Below are 16,733 nucleotides of genomic sequence, written 5' to 3' on the forward strand. Positions count from 1 at the left end.
GACCCGATGTCGCTTAAGCACTTTATCCAAATCACCAAACCGGGGATCATTTTCGGTAACGTGCTTTCTGTGGCGGGCGGTTTCTTCCTGGCCTCCAAGGGACATGTCGATCTGGCCATCTTCCTGGCTGCAATGATCGGCACCTCCCTGGTGGTAGCTTCCGGATGTGTGTTCAACAACTGCATCGACCGCGACATCGACATCAAGATGGAGCGCACCAAGAACCGCGCGCTGGTACAGGGGCTGGTTTCCCTGAAGCTGGCGCTGCTGTTCGCGACCGTCCTGGGTGTTGCCGGTGTGGTGCTGTTGTACAAGGTGGCTAACCCGCTGGCGGCGCTGTTTGCCGTGATCGGCTTTGTCATCTACGTCGGCCTCTACAGCCTGTACCTCAAGCGCAAGTCGGTTCACGGCACGCTGGTGGGCAGTCTGTCGGGGGCGATGCCGCCGGTCATTGGTTATGTGGCTGTGACCAATAGCTTCGACATGGCCGCGCTGGTGCTACTGGTGATGTTCAGCCTGTGGCAGATGCCGCATTCCTACGCCATCGCGATTTTCCGCTTCAATGACTACCTGGCTGCGTCGATTCCGGTTTTGCCGGTTAAACGTGGCATCCAGGTCGCCAAGAAACACATCCTGCTGTACATCCTGGCCTTCCTTGTGGCGACCTTGATGTTGACCTTCAGTGGCTACGCCGGCATGAGCTACCTCGCCGTCGCCGCCGCCATGGGCATGTACTGGTTGTACATGGCCTGGACCGGCTACAAAGCGGTGGATGACACCGTCTGGGCGCGCAAGCTGTTCGTGTTCTCGATCTTCACCATCACCGCGCTCAGCGTGATGATGTCCCTGGATTTCCAAGTGCCGAAAGAGCTGTTGCTGACCTACGCTCACTGAGTGGTCCCGCAGTGAAAAAGCCCCGCCTTCGAGAGAAGCGCGGGGCTTTTTCTTGGGCGTTCGGTTAAATCGGCCGACGCCTTTCTCGTCATACACTTTTGTACGAGCTGTGCGAATCCATCACCCGCCCTACAACAAGGAGTTGTCATATGGTCAGCGTTAGTCGTCGGTCCCTTCTCGCCGTGGGCGCCGCCCTGCCATTACTGGGGCGCCTGGATTGGGCGGTTGCGGCGCCGTCGCCGGCAGCGTCTGACAAGGTACGGCTCAACTACAACGAAAGCCCCTATGGCCCTTCAGGCGCTGCGCGGGAGGCGATGCAGCGGGGCATCGCCACCTCCGGACGTTATCCTTACGGCCATATGTATGCTTTAGCCGGGCTGTTTGCCCAACAGCAGGAAATTGCCGAGGACCAGGTGGCGGTATTTGCAGGCTCGATGGCGGCCTTGCGCTATGCCGTATTGGCATTCACCAGCGAAACCCGTGGCCTGGTGATGGCCACGCCGTCCTACGAAGTGCCGCGCCAGGCGGCCGAGTCGAACAAGGCGCCGGTGAAGGAAGTCAGTCTGAGCGCCGACCACGCCCACGACATCCCGGCGATGCTCGCCGCCGATCCCCAGGCGGGCATGCTCTACCTGTGCAACCCCAATAACCCCACTGGCACTGTCACGTCTACCGAGGCCATCCGCCAGGCACTGGCAAACAAACCCAAAGGCAGTGTGCTGGTGGTGGACGAGGCCTATATCGACTTCGCCGACGTCCCCAGCGTTGTCAGTTGGGTCAAGGACCATGACGACCTGCTGGTGCTGCGCACGTTCTCGAAAATCTACGGCATGGCCGGCGCCCGTCTGGGTCTGGCAATCGGCCACCCTGCGCTGCTGGAGCGGCTGGCCGTGTTTGGCGGCGACAACGTACCGGCGGGCTCCACCCTGCTCGGCGGCCTTGCCAGCCTGGAAGACGTGAAACTGCTGCCGCAACGCAAGGCGCTCAATAACCAGCTGCGTGATGAGACCGTGGCCTGGCTGAAAGGCCGTGGTTTCACCTGCACGGCGTCACAGGCCAACTGTTTCATGATCGACGTGAAGCAACCGGCGGAGCAGGTGATCGAGCAGTTGGCGGCGCAGGGCGTGCTGATCGGCCGGGTGTTTAAAGGCTGGCCGCAGTGGGTACGGGTGACGGTGGGAGACAAGCGCGAGATGGCGCGGTTTCGCGAGGTGTTTGCGACGCAGATGAGTTGACACGACGCAGAACAAATGTGGGAGCGGGCTTGCTCGCGAATGCGGTGTATCAGTGGCATATTCGCTGACTGACACACCGCATTCGCGAGCAAGCCCGCTCCCACAAGGGGTCCTGCAGTGTTGCTGATTATGGGTTACTGCTGCGCGATGCTGTACCCCTCAAACGCGCTCTGCTGCTGCAGTGCAGTAATCACACTCTTACGGCTCAACGGCTGTTCAGCACCGGTGTTGTCCACAAAGCTTTCAACCGTAAGCTCCGCTTCATCGCCTTCACCCACAAAGCTGAAGCCAAGGAACTCAAACGCCTCACGGTCAACGTTCAGCTTCGAGCGTGGTGTGCGCAGTGGCAGGGTGACGCTGATGCCATCCTTGCTGATCACAAACACTTCGGCTTCTTTCTTGGGCCGTGAAGCCTTGCTCTTGCCGGCGCTTGGGTTGCTGATGGCCTGGTGGCTCTGGTTCAGCACCTTCAACGCCAGGCCGTAGACCAGCTCCTGGAACTCGGGGTCGTCCTTGAAGCTCGACAGGATGCGGCTGATCGAGAACTGGCTGCTCAGGTTCTCCAGGGCTGCATTGTCGGCCGCCTCGGCGTCTTTCAATTGCTTGAGCTGGCCCATCAGGTCGTAGGCCTTGTCGTCGTCGAAGGCATCGTGGGCCTGGCGGATAGCCACGCGCAGTTCGCGGATCTGGTCGCTTTCCTTGGACGTGTGGAAAGCGTCCAGCACCATCTCGCTGATGATCTTGGCCGCTGGCAGATGCTGTGAAAGATTGATGGCGTTTTCGTACTCGGCTTTGGCGTGCAAGGCGACTACGGTTTCTTCGGCGGATTCTTCGATGGTGTAGGAATCGGGCATTGAAATTTCACTACTTCAGTAAACGAGGACAAAAAAGCGTCGGGCATTTTCAGGGGGGAGGGGGATCAGGTCAAGGCAGCACAATGCCCTTATCCCGACGTTACCCCGGCAGCGCCCGTTGCAGCCGGACTGCCCGCCTGCAAAACAGACCTACGGTAAACCCCGGCCTTCCTTACTGGGACAAGTGTCTCAGGCACGCTTGGAGGATATCCAAGCCCTCCTCCAACACTGCCGGTTCAATCGTCAGCGGTGCCAGTAAACGGATGATATGCCGCGACTTGCCGCTGGGCATTAGCAACAACCCGGCATCCCGTGCCAGGCCCAACAGTTGAGCAAGCTGTTTCGGTGCGGGTGTGCCATCGGCGTTCGCCAGCTCGATGCCGCGCATGGCGCCGACGCCGGTCAGGCGGCCGAGGTAGGGCGTGAGGCCTTGTGCGCACCAGGCTTCATAGCGGCGAACGATGGCTTCTTGCTGTTGCGCTCCCCAAGTGTTCAGGTGCTCATCTGTCATTGCGTCAAGGGTGGCTAATGCTGCGGCACACGCAATAGGGTTGCCGGAATACGTGCCGCCCAGGCCGCCCTTCGGCAGGTTGTCCATCAACGCCTTGCGCCCCACTACGGCGCCCAGCGGTACACCCCCGGCGATGCTTTTACCCAGCAGGATCAAGTCCGGTTCGATCCCCAGGCGTGAGAACGCAAAACGTTGGCCGGTACGGCCAAAGCCGGATTGGATTTCATCGGCAATCAGCAGGATGTTCTTCTCATCGCAAAAGCGCCGAAGAGCCTGGGCGAACTGGATATCCAGTGCGAGGAACCCCCCTTCGCCCTGCACCGGTTCGATAATGAAACAGGCCACATCGTTGACGTCGATTTCTACGCTGAACAAGCGGTCCATGGCCTTCAGTGCCTCAGCGCAGGTCACGTCGTTATCAGCGCTGGGGTAGGGCAGGTGGTACACCGGGCCGGGCAGTACACCGACCTTTTGTTTGTAGGGCGCGACCTTGCCGTTGAGGTTGAGCGTGGCCAGGGTGCGGCCGTGGAAGGCACCGTCAAATGCAATCACCGCCGTACGGCCGGTGGCGCCGCGCACGATCTTCAGCGCGTTTTCCGCCGCCTCCGCGCCGCTGTTGGTGAGCATGCCGCTGACTGGGTAGCCCACCGGGATAAATGCGCTCAGGCGCTCCATCAGTTCGATGTAGGGCGCGTGCGGGGCGGCGTTGAACGCGTAGTGGGTCAGTTTGGTCGCTTGTTCACGAATTGCCTCGACCACGCCCGGGTGGCAGTGGCCGAGGTTGAGCACACCGATGCCGCCAACAAAGTCGATATAGCGTTTGCCCGAGGTGTCCCAGACTTCGGCGTTTTTCCCGTGGCTGAGGCTGATGGGATGAACGATGGAAATCGATTGGCTGATGGTTTCGTGGCTCATGAATGGGAGACTCGGCAGTGACGGGCGTCTTTTTATCTAAGCTGGGCGCCCGCCCTTGTCGCAAACGAAATAAAGTCGCCGGGTCATTATTAAAAGTCGGGATGTGCGTGAATGTAGTCCACCATCCAGTTCAGGAAGGCCTTCACTTTGGGGACCTCGCCGGCATGCTCGGCATGGGCGATAAAGTGCGCGCCGCTGCTGGGCATTGCGTAGTCCCACGCAATCATCAGGCTGTCCTGGGCCAACTCTTCGGCCACCAGGTACTGCGGCACCAACGCTACGCCGTAGCCCGATTGTGCTGCGCGAATGCACATGTAGAACGTGTCGAAACGCGGCCCGTGGTAGCTGTTCTGCGAGTGCAGCCCCTGTTCGAGGAACCATTCGTGCCAGGCTTCCGGGCGCGAGGTGCATTGCAGCAACGTGTGGCGCGACGAAGCATCGCTGCCTTCGGCGACAAAGCCCGGTGCGCACACCGGCACCACGGCTTCACGGAACAGCTCAATGCACGTCGCGCCCGGCCATGAGCCCTGCCCATAGAAAAACGCGATATCGGCCTTGGCCTGCAACACATCGAAAGGCTCCAGCTCGTTGCGCACATCCAAGTGGATATTCGGGTGTTTCGCCGCGAAATCCTTGAGCTTGGGCACCAGCCAGCGATCGCCGAAGGTCGGCTGCGTGGCGATGCGCAGCACTTCGGTCTCGCCGCCGTAGGTGAGGATGTAGCGGCTGGAGATGTCCACCTGGGTCAGGATTTTGTGCACTTCGGCCAGGTACAGCGACCCCGCTGGCGACAGGTACAAGCGCTGGCGAACCCGTTCGAACAGGTTGTGGCAGAGCATTTCTTCCAGCTGCGCCACTTGCTTGCTGACGGCACTCTGGGTCAGGTGCAGCTCTTCGGCGGCACGGGTGAAACTCAAGTGGCGGGCGGCGGCTTCGAAGCATTGCAAGGCCGTCATCGAAGGGGTCAAGCGTTTTGAAATCATGCAGTTCATTCCAAATCGGAAGGAGCCTTTGCCTAAAGGTCGTTTGTGGCAGCGGCGTAAAGCCGTGGATACTGCCCGGCAGCACTATAAACCGGCGCGGGCGATACGGCGCCGAATAATAAGGAATGACAGGGAGAGCCTTGCATGAACTCATTCAAAATTACGTTGGCCGCGATTGGCGCCAGCGCCGTGCTTGGCCTGGCAGGCACCGCCCACGCGGGCGCAACCCTGGACGCCATCCAGAAAAAAGGCTTTATCCAATGTGGTGTCAGCGATGGGCTACCGGGCTTCGGCGTGCCCGACAGCCAGGGCAAGATGACCGGTATCGATGTGGACGTATGCCACGCGGTGGCGGCAGCCGTATTCGGCGACGCGTCGAAAGTGAAGTTCACGCAGTTGACCGCCAAGGAGCGTTTCACGGCGCTGCAGTCCGGTGAGATCGACCTGATCTCACGCAACACCACCTGGACCAGCTCCCGTGATTCGGGCATGGGCTTAGTGTTCACCGGCGTGACCTACTACGACGGCATTGGCTTTCTGGTGAACAACAAGCTGGGCGTTACTGGCGCCAAGCAATTGGACGGCGCCACCGTGTGCATCCAGGCCGGTACTACGACTGAACTCAATGTTTCCGATTACTTCCGCACCAACGGGATGAAGTACACACCGATCACCTTTGACACCGCCGACGAAAGCGCCAAGGGCCTGGAAGCCGGGCGATGCGACGTACTCACCACCGACCAATCGGGCTTGTATGCCCAGCGAATCAAGATGGCCCACCCGGACGAGTTTGTGGTGTTGCCGGAAGTGATCTCCAAGGAACCGTTGGGACCGCTGGTGCGTAAAGGCGATGACGAGTGGTTCAGTATCGTCAAATGGACCTTGTTCGCGATGCTCAACGCCGAGGAAATGGGCATCACCTCGCAGAATGTCGAAGAGCAGGCCAAGACCACCAAGAATCCGGACATTGCGCGGTTGCTGGGGGTTGATGGCGAATACGGCAAGGACTTGAAACTGCGCAAGGATTGGGTGGTACAGATCGTCAAGCAAGTGGGCAACTATGGCGAAGTGTTCGAGCGCAACATCGGCCAGGGCAGCGTGCTGAAAATCAAGCGCGGGCTCAATGCGCTGTGGAACAACGGCGGCATCCAATACGCGCCGCCAGTCAGATAAACGCGGTGCCGCTGCAGGCGCTGGCAAGCCCGCGCCTGCAGTGAACATTGCTCATTCGGACACGCCGTCCTTCCCCGCCGCCTTGGCGCGATACAACGCCTGATCAGCGCGCGCCATCAGGGCCGCGGGGTATTCATCCGTTAGACGCACAGCAACACCCAGGCTCAGGGTTACCTTGAAGTCGTCCCTTTGCGGGCGATTCCTGAACGTCTGGCGGATGTGTTCTGCCAGCGCCTTTGCGATGTCCAGCGAGGTTTTGGGCAGGACCAGCACAAACTCATCGCCGCCCCATCGGGCCAGCAGGTCATTAGGGCGGATACAACTTTCCAGGCATTCCACCACCCGCACCAAGGTCTGGTCGCCCACACCATGACCGTAGCGGTCATTGATCAGCTTGAAGTTATCGATGTCTATGGCAATCAATGCCAGCGGCAGGCGAAAGCGCTGGGCACGGTCGCATTCTTCGAGCAGCACTTTCTCCAGGCGATAGCGATTGGCGACCAGGGTCAGCGCATCCCTTTCGGCCAGGGAGCGATTTTCATCCAGTTGCAGCTGCAGCTGCTGATTGACCCGCGACAGCTCGCGCGTGCGTTCGGCCACCAGTGCCTCAAGCGATTGATTGCGCTTTTCCAGCTGTTCGACGGAGCATTTGCGCAGATGAATATCGCGATGGGCGCCCACCATTCGCGCCACCGAGCCGTCGGCGTTACGTGCAATCACGTAGCCGCGGTCTTCGATCCACAGGTAACTGCCCTCTTTTTTGCGGCAGCGATATTCGGCTTGGTAATGGGGGGGGCGACGGTGGATGTAGTCGTCGAACAGCTTCATCACCTTGGGGTAGTCGTCCGGGTGAATCACGTTCTCCCAGGTGAACACAGTGTTCTCTAGTGCATGGCGGTGATAGCCAAGCATTTCGTACCAGCCTGGATTGCGGTAGACGAAACCTGTGTTGGCATTCCAATCCCAGATCCCGTCACTGACCAGCTCCAGAATGGTGTGCAGCATGTCGGCGTTGAAGTGAGAGAAATCTTGCTCTAACGGATTAGTGTCGGAGGTATCGTTCATCTGCGCATTCCTTGCGTGGGCAGGCATTCAACGCCTACCACTGTTGTCGCCGATACTCCGTGGCTGGAGCCACTGTACAACGGGGCCTGGATGCTTTGAATAGGGCAGATGTACGGCGAAAGATTGATGGCAAATAGCTATTGCTTCGGCGCCACCATCCTAGTCGGCACCTTCCCATCCGCGTTGTGCTGATAAATCGCTTCAGGCTGCCCTTGTTCGTTAAAAAATACCTGGCCAATCCCCGCCGAATTCCATAACCGCTCGCCGGCTTCGGCGTGCTCCGGAATATGGGGCACCACCTGCATGGTGCGGCGGCGGGTGAACCAGTTGAGCGGCGAGCGCGGCGAGTAGAGCCAGCGATTAAGGCGGTCGAACCACTCCAGCAGGCGGGGTGGGAATTCGTTCTTGATACCGCTGCTGGTGATTTGCCAGATCCTGGGGCCGGCGTTGCGATGGCGGATCAGCACTTCGTAGACGAACGAGTAGTGCACGTCACCGGAGAGGATCACGTAGTTACCCGGCGTGCGGGAATGACGGAAGATATTGAGGATCACTTGGGCGGCTCCGCGATGGGCCATCCAGTTTTCAGCATCCACCAGCAGGGGGTGGCCGCACCAACTGAACACCTTCTGCACTGTCTCGATCAGCTTGACGCCGAAGATTGGCGCGGGCGAGACGATGATGGCCGAGGGGTGATCCAGCAGTTCCTGTTGCAGTTCGCTCAAGGCCTCCCAGTCCAGCAGGCCGGAAGGTTGTTTGAGGGTGAACTCGCTGCGCCAACGGCGAGTGCGAGTGTCGAGCACCACCAGGGCGGGGGTGGTGGGCAGTACGTAATGCCAGCGCTGGAATTTCAGCAACGTTTCGAGCAGTTCATCCTGCGCGCCCGCGTCCAAATGATTGGCTTTGGGCTGAGCCGTGAGGGCTTGGGTTTGGCTGACCAGTTCGCCAAACGCGTCCGGTTGGTTGCCCCAGCCCTGGCACAGCAAATAGGCAAGCAGGGCGTTGCCGATGATGCGCTTGGAGAAAGGGTGGCCGTAGGCAGTCTCCTCCCATTGGGCGCTAAGGTTCCAGTCGTCGGTGATGTCGTGATCGTCAAAGATCATCAAGGTCGACAGGTGGGCGAATACCCGTGCGACGCCCGGTAGGCCGTCGCGAAATTTATTGATCTGTACCTGTTCGCGCGCGTAGCGCTGGTGTCTTTCTACGTTCAGCTGCGGAGGTTGAGGCGCAATCAACGTCCAGGGCGTGGGCGACCATACCAGCAAGTACATGGCGATGACTTCAGCGAATGTCACCAGATGATTGTCGGCGGTGCTGCTGGTGAAGATGGGCTTTTTTACACCCCCAAAGAAGCGTTCGCGCAGGGTTTCGTTGCTGTCCAGTGCGGGCAGCAAGTCGGCGCGATGGTAGTAGCTGGCGCTGTGCCCGTAGAGGCTGGCGCTGTCATCGACCACGGCGCCCTCCAGGTATTCATCGAACAGGCCCAGGCGTGCGATCAATGAATGTATCGCCCGCAGCATCGGCCCGGCCACATCATCGGCGTAGACCTGATCGCCGCTCATCATCAGCAGGGCTGGGCGATCGGTTGGGGTGTGGGTGTCTGCCAACAGGCGGTCGACACACAGCAAACCCTCGTCGGCACTGTGATGGGGTTTGCGGCATGAGCCGTGCACCAACTGGTGGATACGGCTGTGCAATACGAAACTCGGAAGTTGGGCGTTGGCGTACAGCAGGTGCGGTGCCCAGTCGGCAATGCCGGTGTTGTCAAACAACAGGTCGTAGCTGATCGCCACGTCCAGGGGCAGTGCGTCGTCCAGTGACACGTCGATCAAATGGATAAACGCCTGGCGCCCTACGGCCACAACCTGGCACGGGTCCAGGGTGATCTCCAGTGTCTGAGTTGGCAGATGCAATTTCAGCGTCAATTCAAGTGCGCGGCTTCCCACCAGCCACAACACCAGGCGCCGGGGTTCGAGGCGCCGCAGCAGTGGGCCGGCCAGTACGGCGGGCAGTGTGTCGGGGTGCGGCATGCAGTCAAGGATTCCGGGCAGGGTTGAACCGGCAAGATTAACCCAGTGAATGTCATTGTTTTGTTAAGGGCGAAGGTACGAAGGGCCGTGCACTGCCCTCCGTATAAGGCAGATTAAAGCAGGTGGCCTTGACCCAGGCTGTCTAGCCCGCCGCCGTTTTTGCGTCGACGGTCATTGGCCGCCGTACTTCCAGGGTCAGCGGCATGCAGTTGCGTTTGAGTGTCGTCAATGCTGCGCTTCCTGCGCTGGGGCTCTGCATCATCCTTCTGCAGCGGTGGGTAGTGAAAGTGGCCCAGTGAGTGGTTGATAGCGTTAAGCATGGATGTTTCCTTCTAGTGGGTAGAGGATTACTCCGCTTGTGAGAGCGAAGTGAGGCCAAACTTATAGAGGGCGAAGCGGGGCTGCTATAAACGCGCTGCTGCAAGATATGACTGCCGTGGGTAACGCACTTCAGAAGTCATCAGAGGCGCTGTTCGCGCAACTGTTTAGCCCGGGAGACGTCGCGCCTTCCTTGCCCTCCCGCACAAAAGCCGCGCGATTTTCCGCCACCACATTACGCAACGCGCTGTAGTAATCCGGCAGTTTTTGCAGGCTATCGGTGAGCGGCAACAGTGACGCACGGGTATCGATCGTGCCGCCGACGAGGCTGATGGTACCCAGCGTCTGAACTGTGTCGCTGTCCCCCAGTGGCGAAACCAGGAAGCTCAAGACTTTGCCTGCCGCATCCCGGCTGTTACTGGTACCCAGCAATGGCAGCTCGACGATGGGCCCGTTGCCCACACCCCACACGCCGAATGTCTGGCCGAAATCGGCTGTGTGGCGCGGGATGCCCAGGCGGTCCGACACATCGAACAGCCCCACCACGCCCACCGTGGTGTTCACTGCGAAACGCCCCAGGGTATTGACTGAGCGCCGTGGGTTACCTTGCAGTAGGTCGTTGATAAACACCTTTGGCTCGCTGAAGTTGCTCGCGAAGTTATGCACACCCTGTTGGAAAAAATTCGGCAGGTAACGGTAACCGCGAGCCACAGGTGCTAGGGCGTAGTTATCCACAGCACGGTTGAACGCGAACACGCCGCGGTTGACCGGTTCGGCTGGGTCATACACCGGGTAATTCACCTGTGCGCAACGGGTGGTAGGCGTTACGGGTGCCGGGCTGGCGCAGCCCGTCAGGTAAGTCACGGTCAGCAACAGCACGGCCTGGCGGGCCAGTTGCCGGGAATAGGTCAGCGAACGCATGGGCACAGTCTCCGCAAAAAGGAGGCCGATGCTGGCATTCGAGCCTTGCGCAAAGATGTCGGGTTTATTGCGCCTTTGACGCTTTATTGCACGATTGAAATATATGACGGACCGCGCCGAATGGTTTTAGATGGCACCTTGACCCAGCCCAGTGAAGCCTGCCGGTGAGCAACCTGTTAATCGTCGACGATGACCTTGAAGTCCTCGCCCTGCTGAAGAAGTTTTTCCTGCAACACGGCTACGCGGTCGAGACCGTGGCCAGTGGCACCGAATTGTGGGCGGCGATGAAGCGCGGGCCCGCCGACCTGATCATCCTCGACCTGATGCTCCCCGGCGACAACGGCTTGCTGCTGTGCCAGCGCCTACGCCAGCAATACGCCACGCCGGTGATCATGCTCACCGCCATGGGCGAACTCAGCGACCGCGTGGTGGGCCTGGAAATGGGTGCCGATGACTACCTGAGCAAACCCTTCGACGCCCGCGAGTTGCTGGCACGGGTGCGCGCGGTTTTGCGCCGGGCGGGTGAAAGCCGACCCGCGATGGGGCAGGTCGCGCGCCCGCTGATCTGTTTTGCCGGCTGGCAACTGGACGTCACGCGTCGCGAACTGCGCTCGCCTGACCACGTGATGATCCCGCTGTCTTCCGGAGAGTTCGACCTGCTGTTGGTGTTTGCCGAACACCCGCAACGGGTGCTCACCCGCGAGCAGTTATTGAACCTGGCGCGCGGGCACAGCCATGATGCGTTCGACCGCAGCATCGACGTGCAAGTGAGTCGACTGCGCCGCAAGCTGGAATTCGATACCAAGCGCCCGGCGATGATCCGCACGGTGCGTAACGGCGGCTACCAGTTCACCGCCAGTGTGACCCGCTCATGAGCCGCCGCCCACGCGACACCGTGGCCCGCTGGATCGCCCTGACCATCCTGATCGCAATGTTTACCGCGCTGGCGTTCAACGCGTTGTTCGTGCAATTGGCGGGCGTGTGGGCCAGGCCACCGCTGACCGAAACCGGGTTGCTGGAGAAGATCGCGGTGGTGGTGCGCGCAGTCGAGGCGTCCGATCCGGCGCAGCGACCGCGTCTTGCTCAGGTGATGGGCGATGGTTCTTTCAGCGTGATGTGGGCAGCGCAGCGTGCAGCGTTTGATTTGCCGGTGCTCGACGACCCGGATTTTCAATCGGGCGAACAGGCACTCAAGCATCTGCTTGAGGGGCCGACCCGGCCGATGGAGGCTTATCAACCGTCCGACTGGCCGGACGGCGATGGGCACTATGTGCTGTTGATGCAGCTGGCGGATAAGTCCTGGCTGATGTTCAGCGCGGGTACTCGCAGTTGGGGACTGGACGACGGCGCGCGCAGTCTGATTGTGGTGTTGCTCGTGTTGATCTCCACTGCGCTGGTCACCCTGGTCGCGACCCGCCGCCTGGCCCGTCCTCTACAACACTTCGCCCAGGGCGCGCGACGCTTTGGTGCGGACTTTCGCGCGCCGCCCATTGAGCCAGTGGGGCCCCACGAAATACGCCAGGCAATCCTCGCTTTCAACAGCATGCAGGCGCAGTTGCGGCACTTTATCCAGGACCGTACCCAAATGCTCGCCGCCATCTCCCACGACCTGCGCGCGCCGTTGACCCGGTTGCGTCTGCGCGGTGAGTTCATTGAGGACGCTGACCAGCAGCAAAAGTTGTTTCGCGACGTGGATGAAATGCAGGCCATGATCAACACCGCCCTGGAATTCTTCCGCGACGACGCCCGCCTGGAACAAGCCACCCAACTGGACCTGGCGGAATTGCTGCAAACCCTGATCGATGACTACCGCGACCAGGCCATCGACCTGACCTTTCGCGGCCCGCCGCGCCTGGTGTATTTCGGACGCCCGCTGGGCCTCAAGCGAGTGATGACCAACCTGATGGACAACGCGATCCACTACGGCGTGGCGCCGGAAATTGAGTTGCAGCAGAAGAATGATGAGGTGGTGATTCGCGTATCGGATCGCGGGCCGGGCATTCCCGTGGAGCATCGGGAGCAGGTGTTTCTGCCGTTCTATCGCCTTGAAGGGTCACGCAACAAAAGCACGGGAGGCGTCGGGCTGGGGCTTTCTACCGCACGGGCAATTGTGCTGGAGCACGGTGGCACCCTGACCCTGGCCGAGCGCCAGGGTGGTGGGTTGGAGGCAGTAGTGGTGCTGCCGGTGTGAGATTTACCAGGCAGTGCAAAACAAATGTGGGAGCGGCGGTGCTCCCACATTTTTAACCGTGTCAGGTACGCAAGTCTTCAATCACCTTCGGCAACGTAAACCGGAATTCACTGCCCCGGCCCAGCTCGCTCTCAGCGACGATCTTGCCGCCATGGGCCTGCACGATACCTTGCGTGATGTAGAGCCCCAGGCCGCTTCCGGTCGGGTTGTTATCCGCCTGGGTCCAGTAGCGATCGAACACGTGAGGCAAGTGCTCGGGTGCAATGCCTTCACCGGAATCGCGCACCGAGAAGACGATGTCTTCGTCGGTGCTCATGGCGCTGACACCGATATTGCCCTGGCGCGGAGTAAACTTGATGGCGTTGCCGATCAGGTTCGACAGCACCTGAAACAGACGCTCGGGGTCGCCGTTGATCTGCAGGCCGGGCTCGGCGTTGAACGTCAGGTCGATACCTTTTTCCATCGCCAGCGGTGCGAGCAAGGCGTAGGCCTCTTCGAACATCTGGCTCACGTCGAGTACCACTGGCTTTACCACGTAGCGTCCGGCCTCGATTTTCGAGGTGTCGAGCAAATCTTCCAGCAGCACGTTCATGCGCCCGGCGGCTTGTTGCATGGTGTCGATGGCCGAGGAAATCCGCCGTGAGGTGTGTGGGCCTTCGGAGCTGAAGGTCTTCTGCATCATGCCGCACAGCATGGAAATCACCGTCATCGGGTTGCGCAGGTCGTGGGACACCACTGCCACCAGGTCATCGCGGGCGCGCACGGCTTGTTGTTCGCGCAGTACCTGGCGGGCCAGGTCGTTTTCCAGGGCCGAGCGACGCAGGTCGTTGGCGGCGAACAGGTCGCCATGGCTCCACTTGGTGGAGATGCCTGCCATCTCGACTTTCCAGATTTCAAACGAGGTGCGTGGGCGAAGGCGTAGGCCCGCGTCGGAATTTTCCAGGTTCAGTGGCTTTTTCGGGTCGCCGCTCCAGTGGATGTTCTCTTTGACTTCCGGGCGAAACCACAGCACACCGTTGTCCACTGGCTTCGGCAGGCTCATGGCCAGGACACCGCTGGCCACCTGCTGGAAATCCGTTGCCGGCGGGTACACCGATGCCAGGTTGTGGCTGGAAAAGACAGTCTCTTCGCTCCCTTGCAACCACGCGTGCAACGCACGGATCTGCGTGGGCTCCGGGCAGTTGCCGTAGCAGTGCAGTTGCTTGTCTTCGATGATCGCCACGCCACCGGACACGGTCAGGTCCATCAGCAACTGAGGTTGCTGGGCCAGGCCGTCGAACACGCTTACGTGCGACGCTTTCATCGCTTGATCCAGCCGCGTCAGGGTCTCGACTTTCTCTTCACGCTGACGGGTCAGGTCCAAGGCCTCCATGGCGCTGATCTGCAACGACAACACCTGGCCGATAGTCTGGCAAGCGGTGCGCAGGTCATTCGGCACCAGCAGCGGTTCGCGGTTGCCGCAACTGATCAGACCCCAAAGCTTGTCGCCTTTCATCAGCGAGATGCTCATGGACGACAGCACGCCCATGTTCTGCATGTACTGGCAGTGAATTGGCGACACGCTGCGCAGGGTGGCGAAACTCAGGTCCAAGGGCTGGTCGGAGTCAGGGCGCAGCTTGGGCAACAGCGGCACCGGCTCGTAGGCGGCGTTCGGGATGATACGCAGCCAATTGGTGCGATACAGCTCACGGGCCTGCTCCGGGATGTCGGACGCCGGGAAGAACAACCCGTTGAAAAGCTCCATGGACGGCGCCGACGCTTCGGCGATCACCTGGCCGTGGCCTTCATCTTCGAAGCGGTAGATCAATACACGGTCGTAACCGGTCATGGCCTGGATTTCGGTCACGCTGATTTCGTACAGCGCTTGCAGCGTTTTCGCCGACTGCAAACGCTGCAGCATTTTGCCCAGGTCACTGGTGCGACCATTCAGCACCCGCGGGCGAAAGTCCTTGAGCCGTGGTTCGAACTCCAGCACCAGCACATGCTGATGGCGGTGCAGCAGGCCTTCGAACTCCGCGCCGTTGAGCGTGACGTGCAGCGGTGCCGCGTCGAAAAACGTATTGTTTTCGGCCATGGCGCCGACGGCATTGGCGTGCTCGGTGCCTATCAGCGTGTGCAGCGGCTGGCCCAATAACGCCTCGGGTGCGCGCCCGAACAACGTGCCGACGTTGGCGCTGACCTGGATGATATTCAGCCCCGGCTCCGATAACGTCAGCAGCACACCGTGGGGTTGGATCGCCCCCGGAAAGCGGATGGGCTCGTCGGCACAGTTGGCAAGCAGCTCTTCAAAATCTTCGGTTTTCATAGCAGTACCTTCTGGCTGTCGAGCCATTGCTCAAAGCAGCTGAATGTCGAACAGGCAGCGTCTACTGCGTGTTGCTTCGCCGGTGTGTCCAATGCCTGATGGCCCAGGTACTCAAGAAAATCTTTCCAGCGTCGACCGGTTTCGACGCCGTATACATTGAGAAATGCGCCGCCATTGTCCGCATCCAAGTCCAGACGCTTGGCCATTTCCCGACGCAGTACCTGGCCTCCCAGCGTCGCGCCTTCCAGTACATACAGGGCGCCGAGACAGGCAGCGGGCTGGGCAAGAATCGGGAGCTCGCAGCAGCGAGGCAGGGCATCGATGGCGCGCTTATCCAGGCCGAGAGCGTGAAGATCGCTAACAAGCGTGGGCGTTTTCACACGCAGTGCTGTGTCAAAGCCTTCGGGGATCAGATCACTGTCATACAGCGCCGCTTCCATTGGCTTATAAAAGCCGTAATACGCTTGGAGCAAGCGACGGTACCCCTTGGCATCCAAGTACTCGGAAAAAAACGGCAGGCGCTTTTCCAGCGCGACATGCAGCAGTGCTGTGCCTGTGCGCAGCGCTTCCAATAAAGAGGGCGCACCAACGTCATGGGCCTGTGACTGCATTCAGTAAGCTCGAACTGTAGGCCTTTCGGCGATGAGTGACGTGCGCAAATGGACGACGATTCTACACACCTCAAGGTCATCAGCCGCACGTAATGGGCGAAAATGCTGACAAACAAATCCGAAAAGTCGCTGCTTGCTCATTCAGAGACCATAGCGCACGCCGTGAAGTTCGGCTGAGATGATGTCGCGACGTTATCAATGCATGGACAGCCCCTGCTGGGACAGCGCCGCTTGCACACAGTCGATCAGGTGCTCAGTGCTCCAGGGTTTGGGCAAGAAACGCACCGACCCACCTAGTTGTGCTGCAATCCTGGTGTTTCCGGACGTCAGCACCACCGGCACCGTTGGCCACCGATGCGCGACCACTCGGCTTAAGTCATAACCGTTAAGCAAACCTGGCATCTGCACATCGCTGACGATCAGGTGCACCGGATCAGCCTCGCGCTCCAGGTAAATCATTCCCTCATCCGCCGAAGGAAATGACGTCACTACCGCCCCACAATCTTCCAGTACATCCACCATCAACGCCCGAATGATTTCGTCGTCTTCCAATACTAATATCGATGGCTGAGCCATTTTCGTTACTCCACCATCAGGGTTCATAAGGTGGAGTGGGTCAGGAATGTAAGAGTTTCGATGCGAAGTTTTTTTGCCGATGGATGGTCATGTTGCCGCACGGTTTGGTGTATTGGGCTGGCTAGCAGGCATAATTGCACCACCGTTGCTG

15 protein-coding genes are annotated in these 16,733 nt (G+C 60.0%); 5 read left to right on the top strand and 10 right to left on the bottom strand.

The features are described 5' to 3' along the window. Nucleotides 1-6 precede the first annotated feature (6 nt). On the top strand, nucleotides 7-894 hold the full coding sequence (gene cyoE, locus BFP95_RS13295; protein WP_049711593.1) for a heme o synthase: 888 nt from the start codon (nucleotides 7-9) through the stop codon (nucleotides 892-894). A 149-nt stretch (nucleotides 895-1,043) separates the two neighbouring features. Further along, the gene (locus BFP95_RS13300) at nucleotides 1,044-2,129 is read left to right on the top strand and encodes a pyoverdine biosynthesis transaminase PtaA (protein WP_065910265.1); all 1,086 of its coding nucleotides are present in this window, start codon (nucleotides 1,044-1,046) and stop codon (nucleotides 2,127-2,129) included. Between the two features lie 134 nt (nucleotides 2,130-2,263). Here BFP95_RS13300 and BFP95_RS13305 read toward each other — a convergent pair whose 3' ends face one another. From BFP95_RS13305 to BFP95_RS13315, 3 genes are all read right to left on the bottom strand, one after another. Continuing rightward, a complete protein-coding gene (locus BFP95_RS13305; RefSeq protein ID WP_065910271.1) occupies nucleotides 2,264-2,983 on the bottom strand; it encodes a hypothetical protein in 720 nt (239 codons plus the stop codon). A 172-nt stretch (nucleotides 2,984-3,155) separates the two neighbouring features. Beyond that, complete coding sequence (locus tag BFP95_RS13310) at nucleotides 3,156-4,409, bottom strand: 2-aminoadipate transaminase (RefSeq protein WP_065874487.1); 1,254 nt, start codon at nucleotides 4,407-4,409, stop codon at nucleotides 3,156-3,158. 89 nt (nucleotides 4,410-4,498) lie between these two features. Further along, nucleotides 4,499-5,392 (bottom strand): LysR substrate-binding domain-containing protein, encoded by an 894-nt coding sequence (locus BFP95_RS13315; RefSeq protein ID WP_065910273.1) that lies wholly within the window; start codon nucleotides 5,390-5,392, stop codon nucleotides 4,499-4,501. A 144-nt stretch (nucleotides 5,393-5,536) separates the two neighbouring features. On the opposite strand from BFP95_RS13315, the gene BFP95_RS13320 reads away from it, so the two are divergent. Then, nucleotides 5,537-6,565: an amino acid ABC transporter substrate-binding protein gene (locus tag BFP95_RS13320; protein ID WP_065880735.1), complete on the top strand. Its 1,029-nt coding sequence runs from the start codon at nucleotides 5,537-5,539 to the stop codon at nucleotides 6,563-6,565. 51 nt (nucleotides 6,566-6,616) lie between these two features. Here BFP95_RS13320 and BFP95_RS13325 read toward each other — a convergent pair whose 3' ends face one another. The 4 genes from BFP95_RS13325 to BFP95_RS13340 form a co-directional block, all read right to left on the bottom strand. After that, nucleotides 6,617-7,630, bottom strand: a complete 1,014-nt coding sequence (locus BFP95_RS13325) for a diguanylate cyclase domain-containing protein (RefSeq protein WP_065910275.1) — start codon at nucleotides 7,628-7,630, stop codon at nucleotides 6,617-6,619. Nucleotides 7,631-7,767: 137 nt separating this feature from the next. After that, nucleotides 7,768-9,660, bottom strand: a complete 1,893-nt coding sequence (locus tag BFP95_RS13330) for an alkaline phosphatase D family protein (protein WP_065874491.1) — start codon at nucleotides 9,658-9,660, stop codon at nucleotides 7,768-7,770. Between the two features lie 113 nt (nucleotides 9,661-9,773). Then, nucleotides 9,774-9,980, bottom strand: coding sequence for a hypothetical protein (locus BFP95_RS13335; protein ID WP_065874492.1), 207 nt, complete (start codon nucleotides 9,978-9,980; stop codon nucleotides 9,774-9,776). 130 nt (nucleotides 9,981-10,110) lie between these two features. Further along, nucleotides 10,111-10,899 (bottom strand): MlaA family lipoprotein, encoded by a 789-nt coding sequence (locus BFP95_RS13340; protein WP_065874493.1) that lies wholly within the window; start codon nucleotides 10,897-10,899, stop codon nucleotides 10,111-10,113. 164 nt (nucleotides 10,900-11,063) lie between these two features. On the opposite strand from BFP95_RS13340, the gene BFP95_RS13345 reads away from it, so the two are divergent. Both BFP95_RS13345 and BFP95_RS13350 read left to right on the top strand, forming a co-directional pair. After that, nucleotides 11,064-11,774: a response regulator gene (locus tag BFP95_RS13345; RefSeq protein WP_065874494.1), complete on the top strand. Its 711-nt coding sequence runs from the start codon at nucleotides 11,064-11,066 to the stop codon at nucleotides 11,772-11,774. Beyond that, on the top strand, nucleotides 11,771-13,090 hold the full coding sequence (locus BFP95_RS13350) for a sensor histidine kinase (protein ID WP_065874495.1): 1,320 nt from the start codon (nucleotides 11,771-11,773) through the stop codon (nucleotides 13,088-13,090). Before BFP95_RS13345 ends, BFP95_RS13350 begins: the two co-directional genes overlap by 4 nt. 61 nt (nucleotides 13,091-13,151) lie before the next feature. On the opposite strand, the gene BFP95_RS13355 is transcribed toward BFP95_RS13350, so the two are convergent. The 3 genes from BFP95_RS13355 to BFP95_RS13365 all read right to left on the bottom strand — a co-directional run bounded on the left by BFP95_RS13355 (nucleotide 13,152) and on the right by BFP95_RS13365 (nucleotide 16,582). Then, the gene (locus tag BFP95_RS13355; protein WP_065910277.1) at nucleotides 13,152-15,395 is read right to left on the bottom strand and encodes an ATP-binding protein; all 2,244 of its coding nucleotides are present in this window, start codon (nucleotides 15,393-15,395) and stop codon (nucleotides 13,152-13,154) included. Continuing rightward, nucleotides 15,392-16,006 carry a biliverdin-producing heme oxygenase gene (locus BFP95_RS13360; RefSeq protein ID WP_065874497.1) on the bottom strand — a complete coding sequence of 205 codons (615 nt, stop codon included), beginning with the start codon at nucleotides 16,004-16,006 and terminating at the stop codon, nucleotides 15,392-15,394. The genes BFP95_RS13355 and BFP95_RS13360 overlap by 4 nt, the downstream gene beginning before the upstream one ends. 195 nt (nucleotides 16,007-16,201) lie before the next feature. Further along, on the bottom strand, nucleotides 16,202-16,582 hold the full coding sequence (locus BFP95_RS13365) for a response regulator (RefSeq protein WP_065874498.1): 381 nt from the start codon (nucleotides 16,580-16,582) through the stop codon (nucleotides 16,202-16,204). Nucleotides 16,583-16,733: the final 151 nt, after the last annotated feature.

The organism is Pseudomonas sp. 58 R 12, from assembly GCF_900005865.1.
Lineage (GTDB): Bacteria > Pseudomonadota > Gammaproteobacteria > Pseudomonadales > Pseudomonadaceae > Aquipseudomonas > Aquipseudomonas tritici.

What these genes read in the sequence shown, in the direction of transcription:
- cyoE (WP_049711593.1), top strand. Translation starts at nt 7, where the DNA reads ATGTCGCTTAAGCACTTTATCCAAATCACCAAACCGGGGATCATTTTC.
- BFP95_RS13300 (WP_065910265.1), top strand. Translation starts at nt 1,044, where the DNA reads ATGGTCAGCGTTAGTCGTCGGTCCCTTCTCGCCGTGGGCGCCGCCCTG.
- BFP95_RS13305 (WP_065910271.1), bottom strand. Translation starts at nt 2,983, where the DNA reads ATGCCCGATTCCTACACCATCGAAGAATCCGCCGAAGAAACCGTAGTC.
- BFP95_RS13310 (WP_065874487.1), bottom strand. Translation starts at nt 4,409, where the DNA reads ATGAGCCACGAAACCATCAGCCAATCGATTTCCATCGTTCATCCCATC.
- BFP95_RS13315 (WP_065910273.1), bottom strand. Translation starts at nt 5,392, where the DNA reads ATGATTTCAAAACGCTTGACCCCTTCGATGACGGCCTTGCAATGCTTC.
- BFP95_RS13320 (WP_065880735.1), top strand. Translation starts at nt 5,537, where the DNA reads ATGAACTCATTCAAAATTACGTTGGCCGCGATTGGCGCCAGCGCCGTG.
- BFP95_RS13325 (WP_065910275.1), bottom strand. Translation starts at nt 7,630, where the DNA reads ATGAACGATACCTCCGACACTAATCCGTTAGAGCAAGATTTCTCTCAC.
- BFP95_RS13330 (WP_065874491.1), bottom strand. Translation starts at nt 9,660, where the DNA reads ATGCCGCACCCCGACACACTGCCCGCCGTACTGGCCGGCCCACTGCTG.
- BFP95_RS13335 (WP_065874492.1), bottom strand. Translation starts at nt 9,980, where the DNA reads ATGCTTAACGCTATCAACCACTCACTGGGCCACTTTCACTACCCACCG.
- BFP95_RS13340 (WP_065874493.1), bottom strand. Translation starts at nt 10,899, where the DNA reads ATGCGTTCGCTGACCTATTCCCGGCAACTGGCCCGCCAGGCCGTGCTG.
- BFP95_RS13350 (WP_065874495.1), top strand. Translation starts at nt 11,771, where the DNA reads ATGAGCCGCCGCCCACGCGACACCGTGGCCCGCTGGATCGCCCTGACC.
- BFP95_RS13355 (WP_065910277.1), bottom strand. Translation starts at nt 15,395, where the DNA reads ATGAAAACCGAAGATTTTGAAGAGCTGCTTGCCAACTGTGCCGACGAG.
- BFP95_RS13360 (WP_065874497.1), bottom strand. Translation starts at nt 16,006, where the DNA reads ATGCAGTCACAGGCCCATGACGTTGGTGCGCCCTCTTTATTGGAAGCG.
- BFP95_RS13365 (WP_065874498.1), bottom strand. Translation starts at nt 16,582, where the DNA reads ATGGCTCAGCCATCGATATTAGTATTGGAAGACGACGAAATCATTCGG.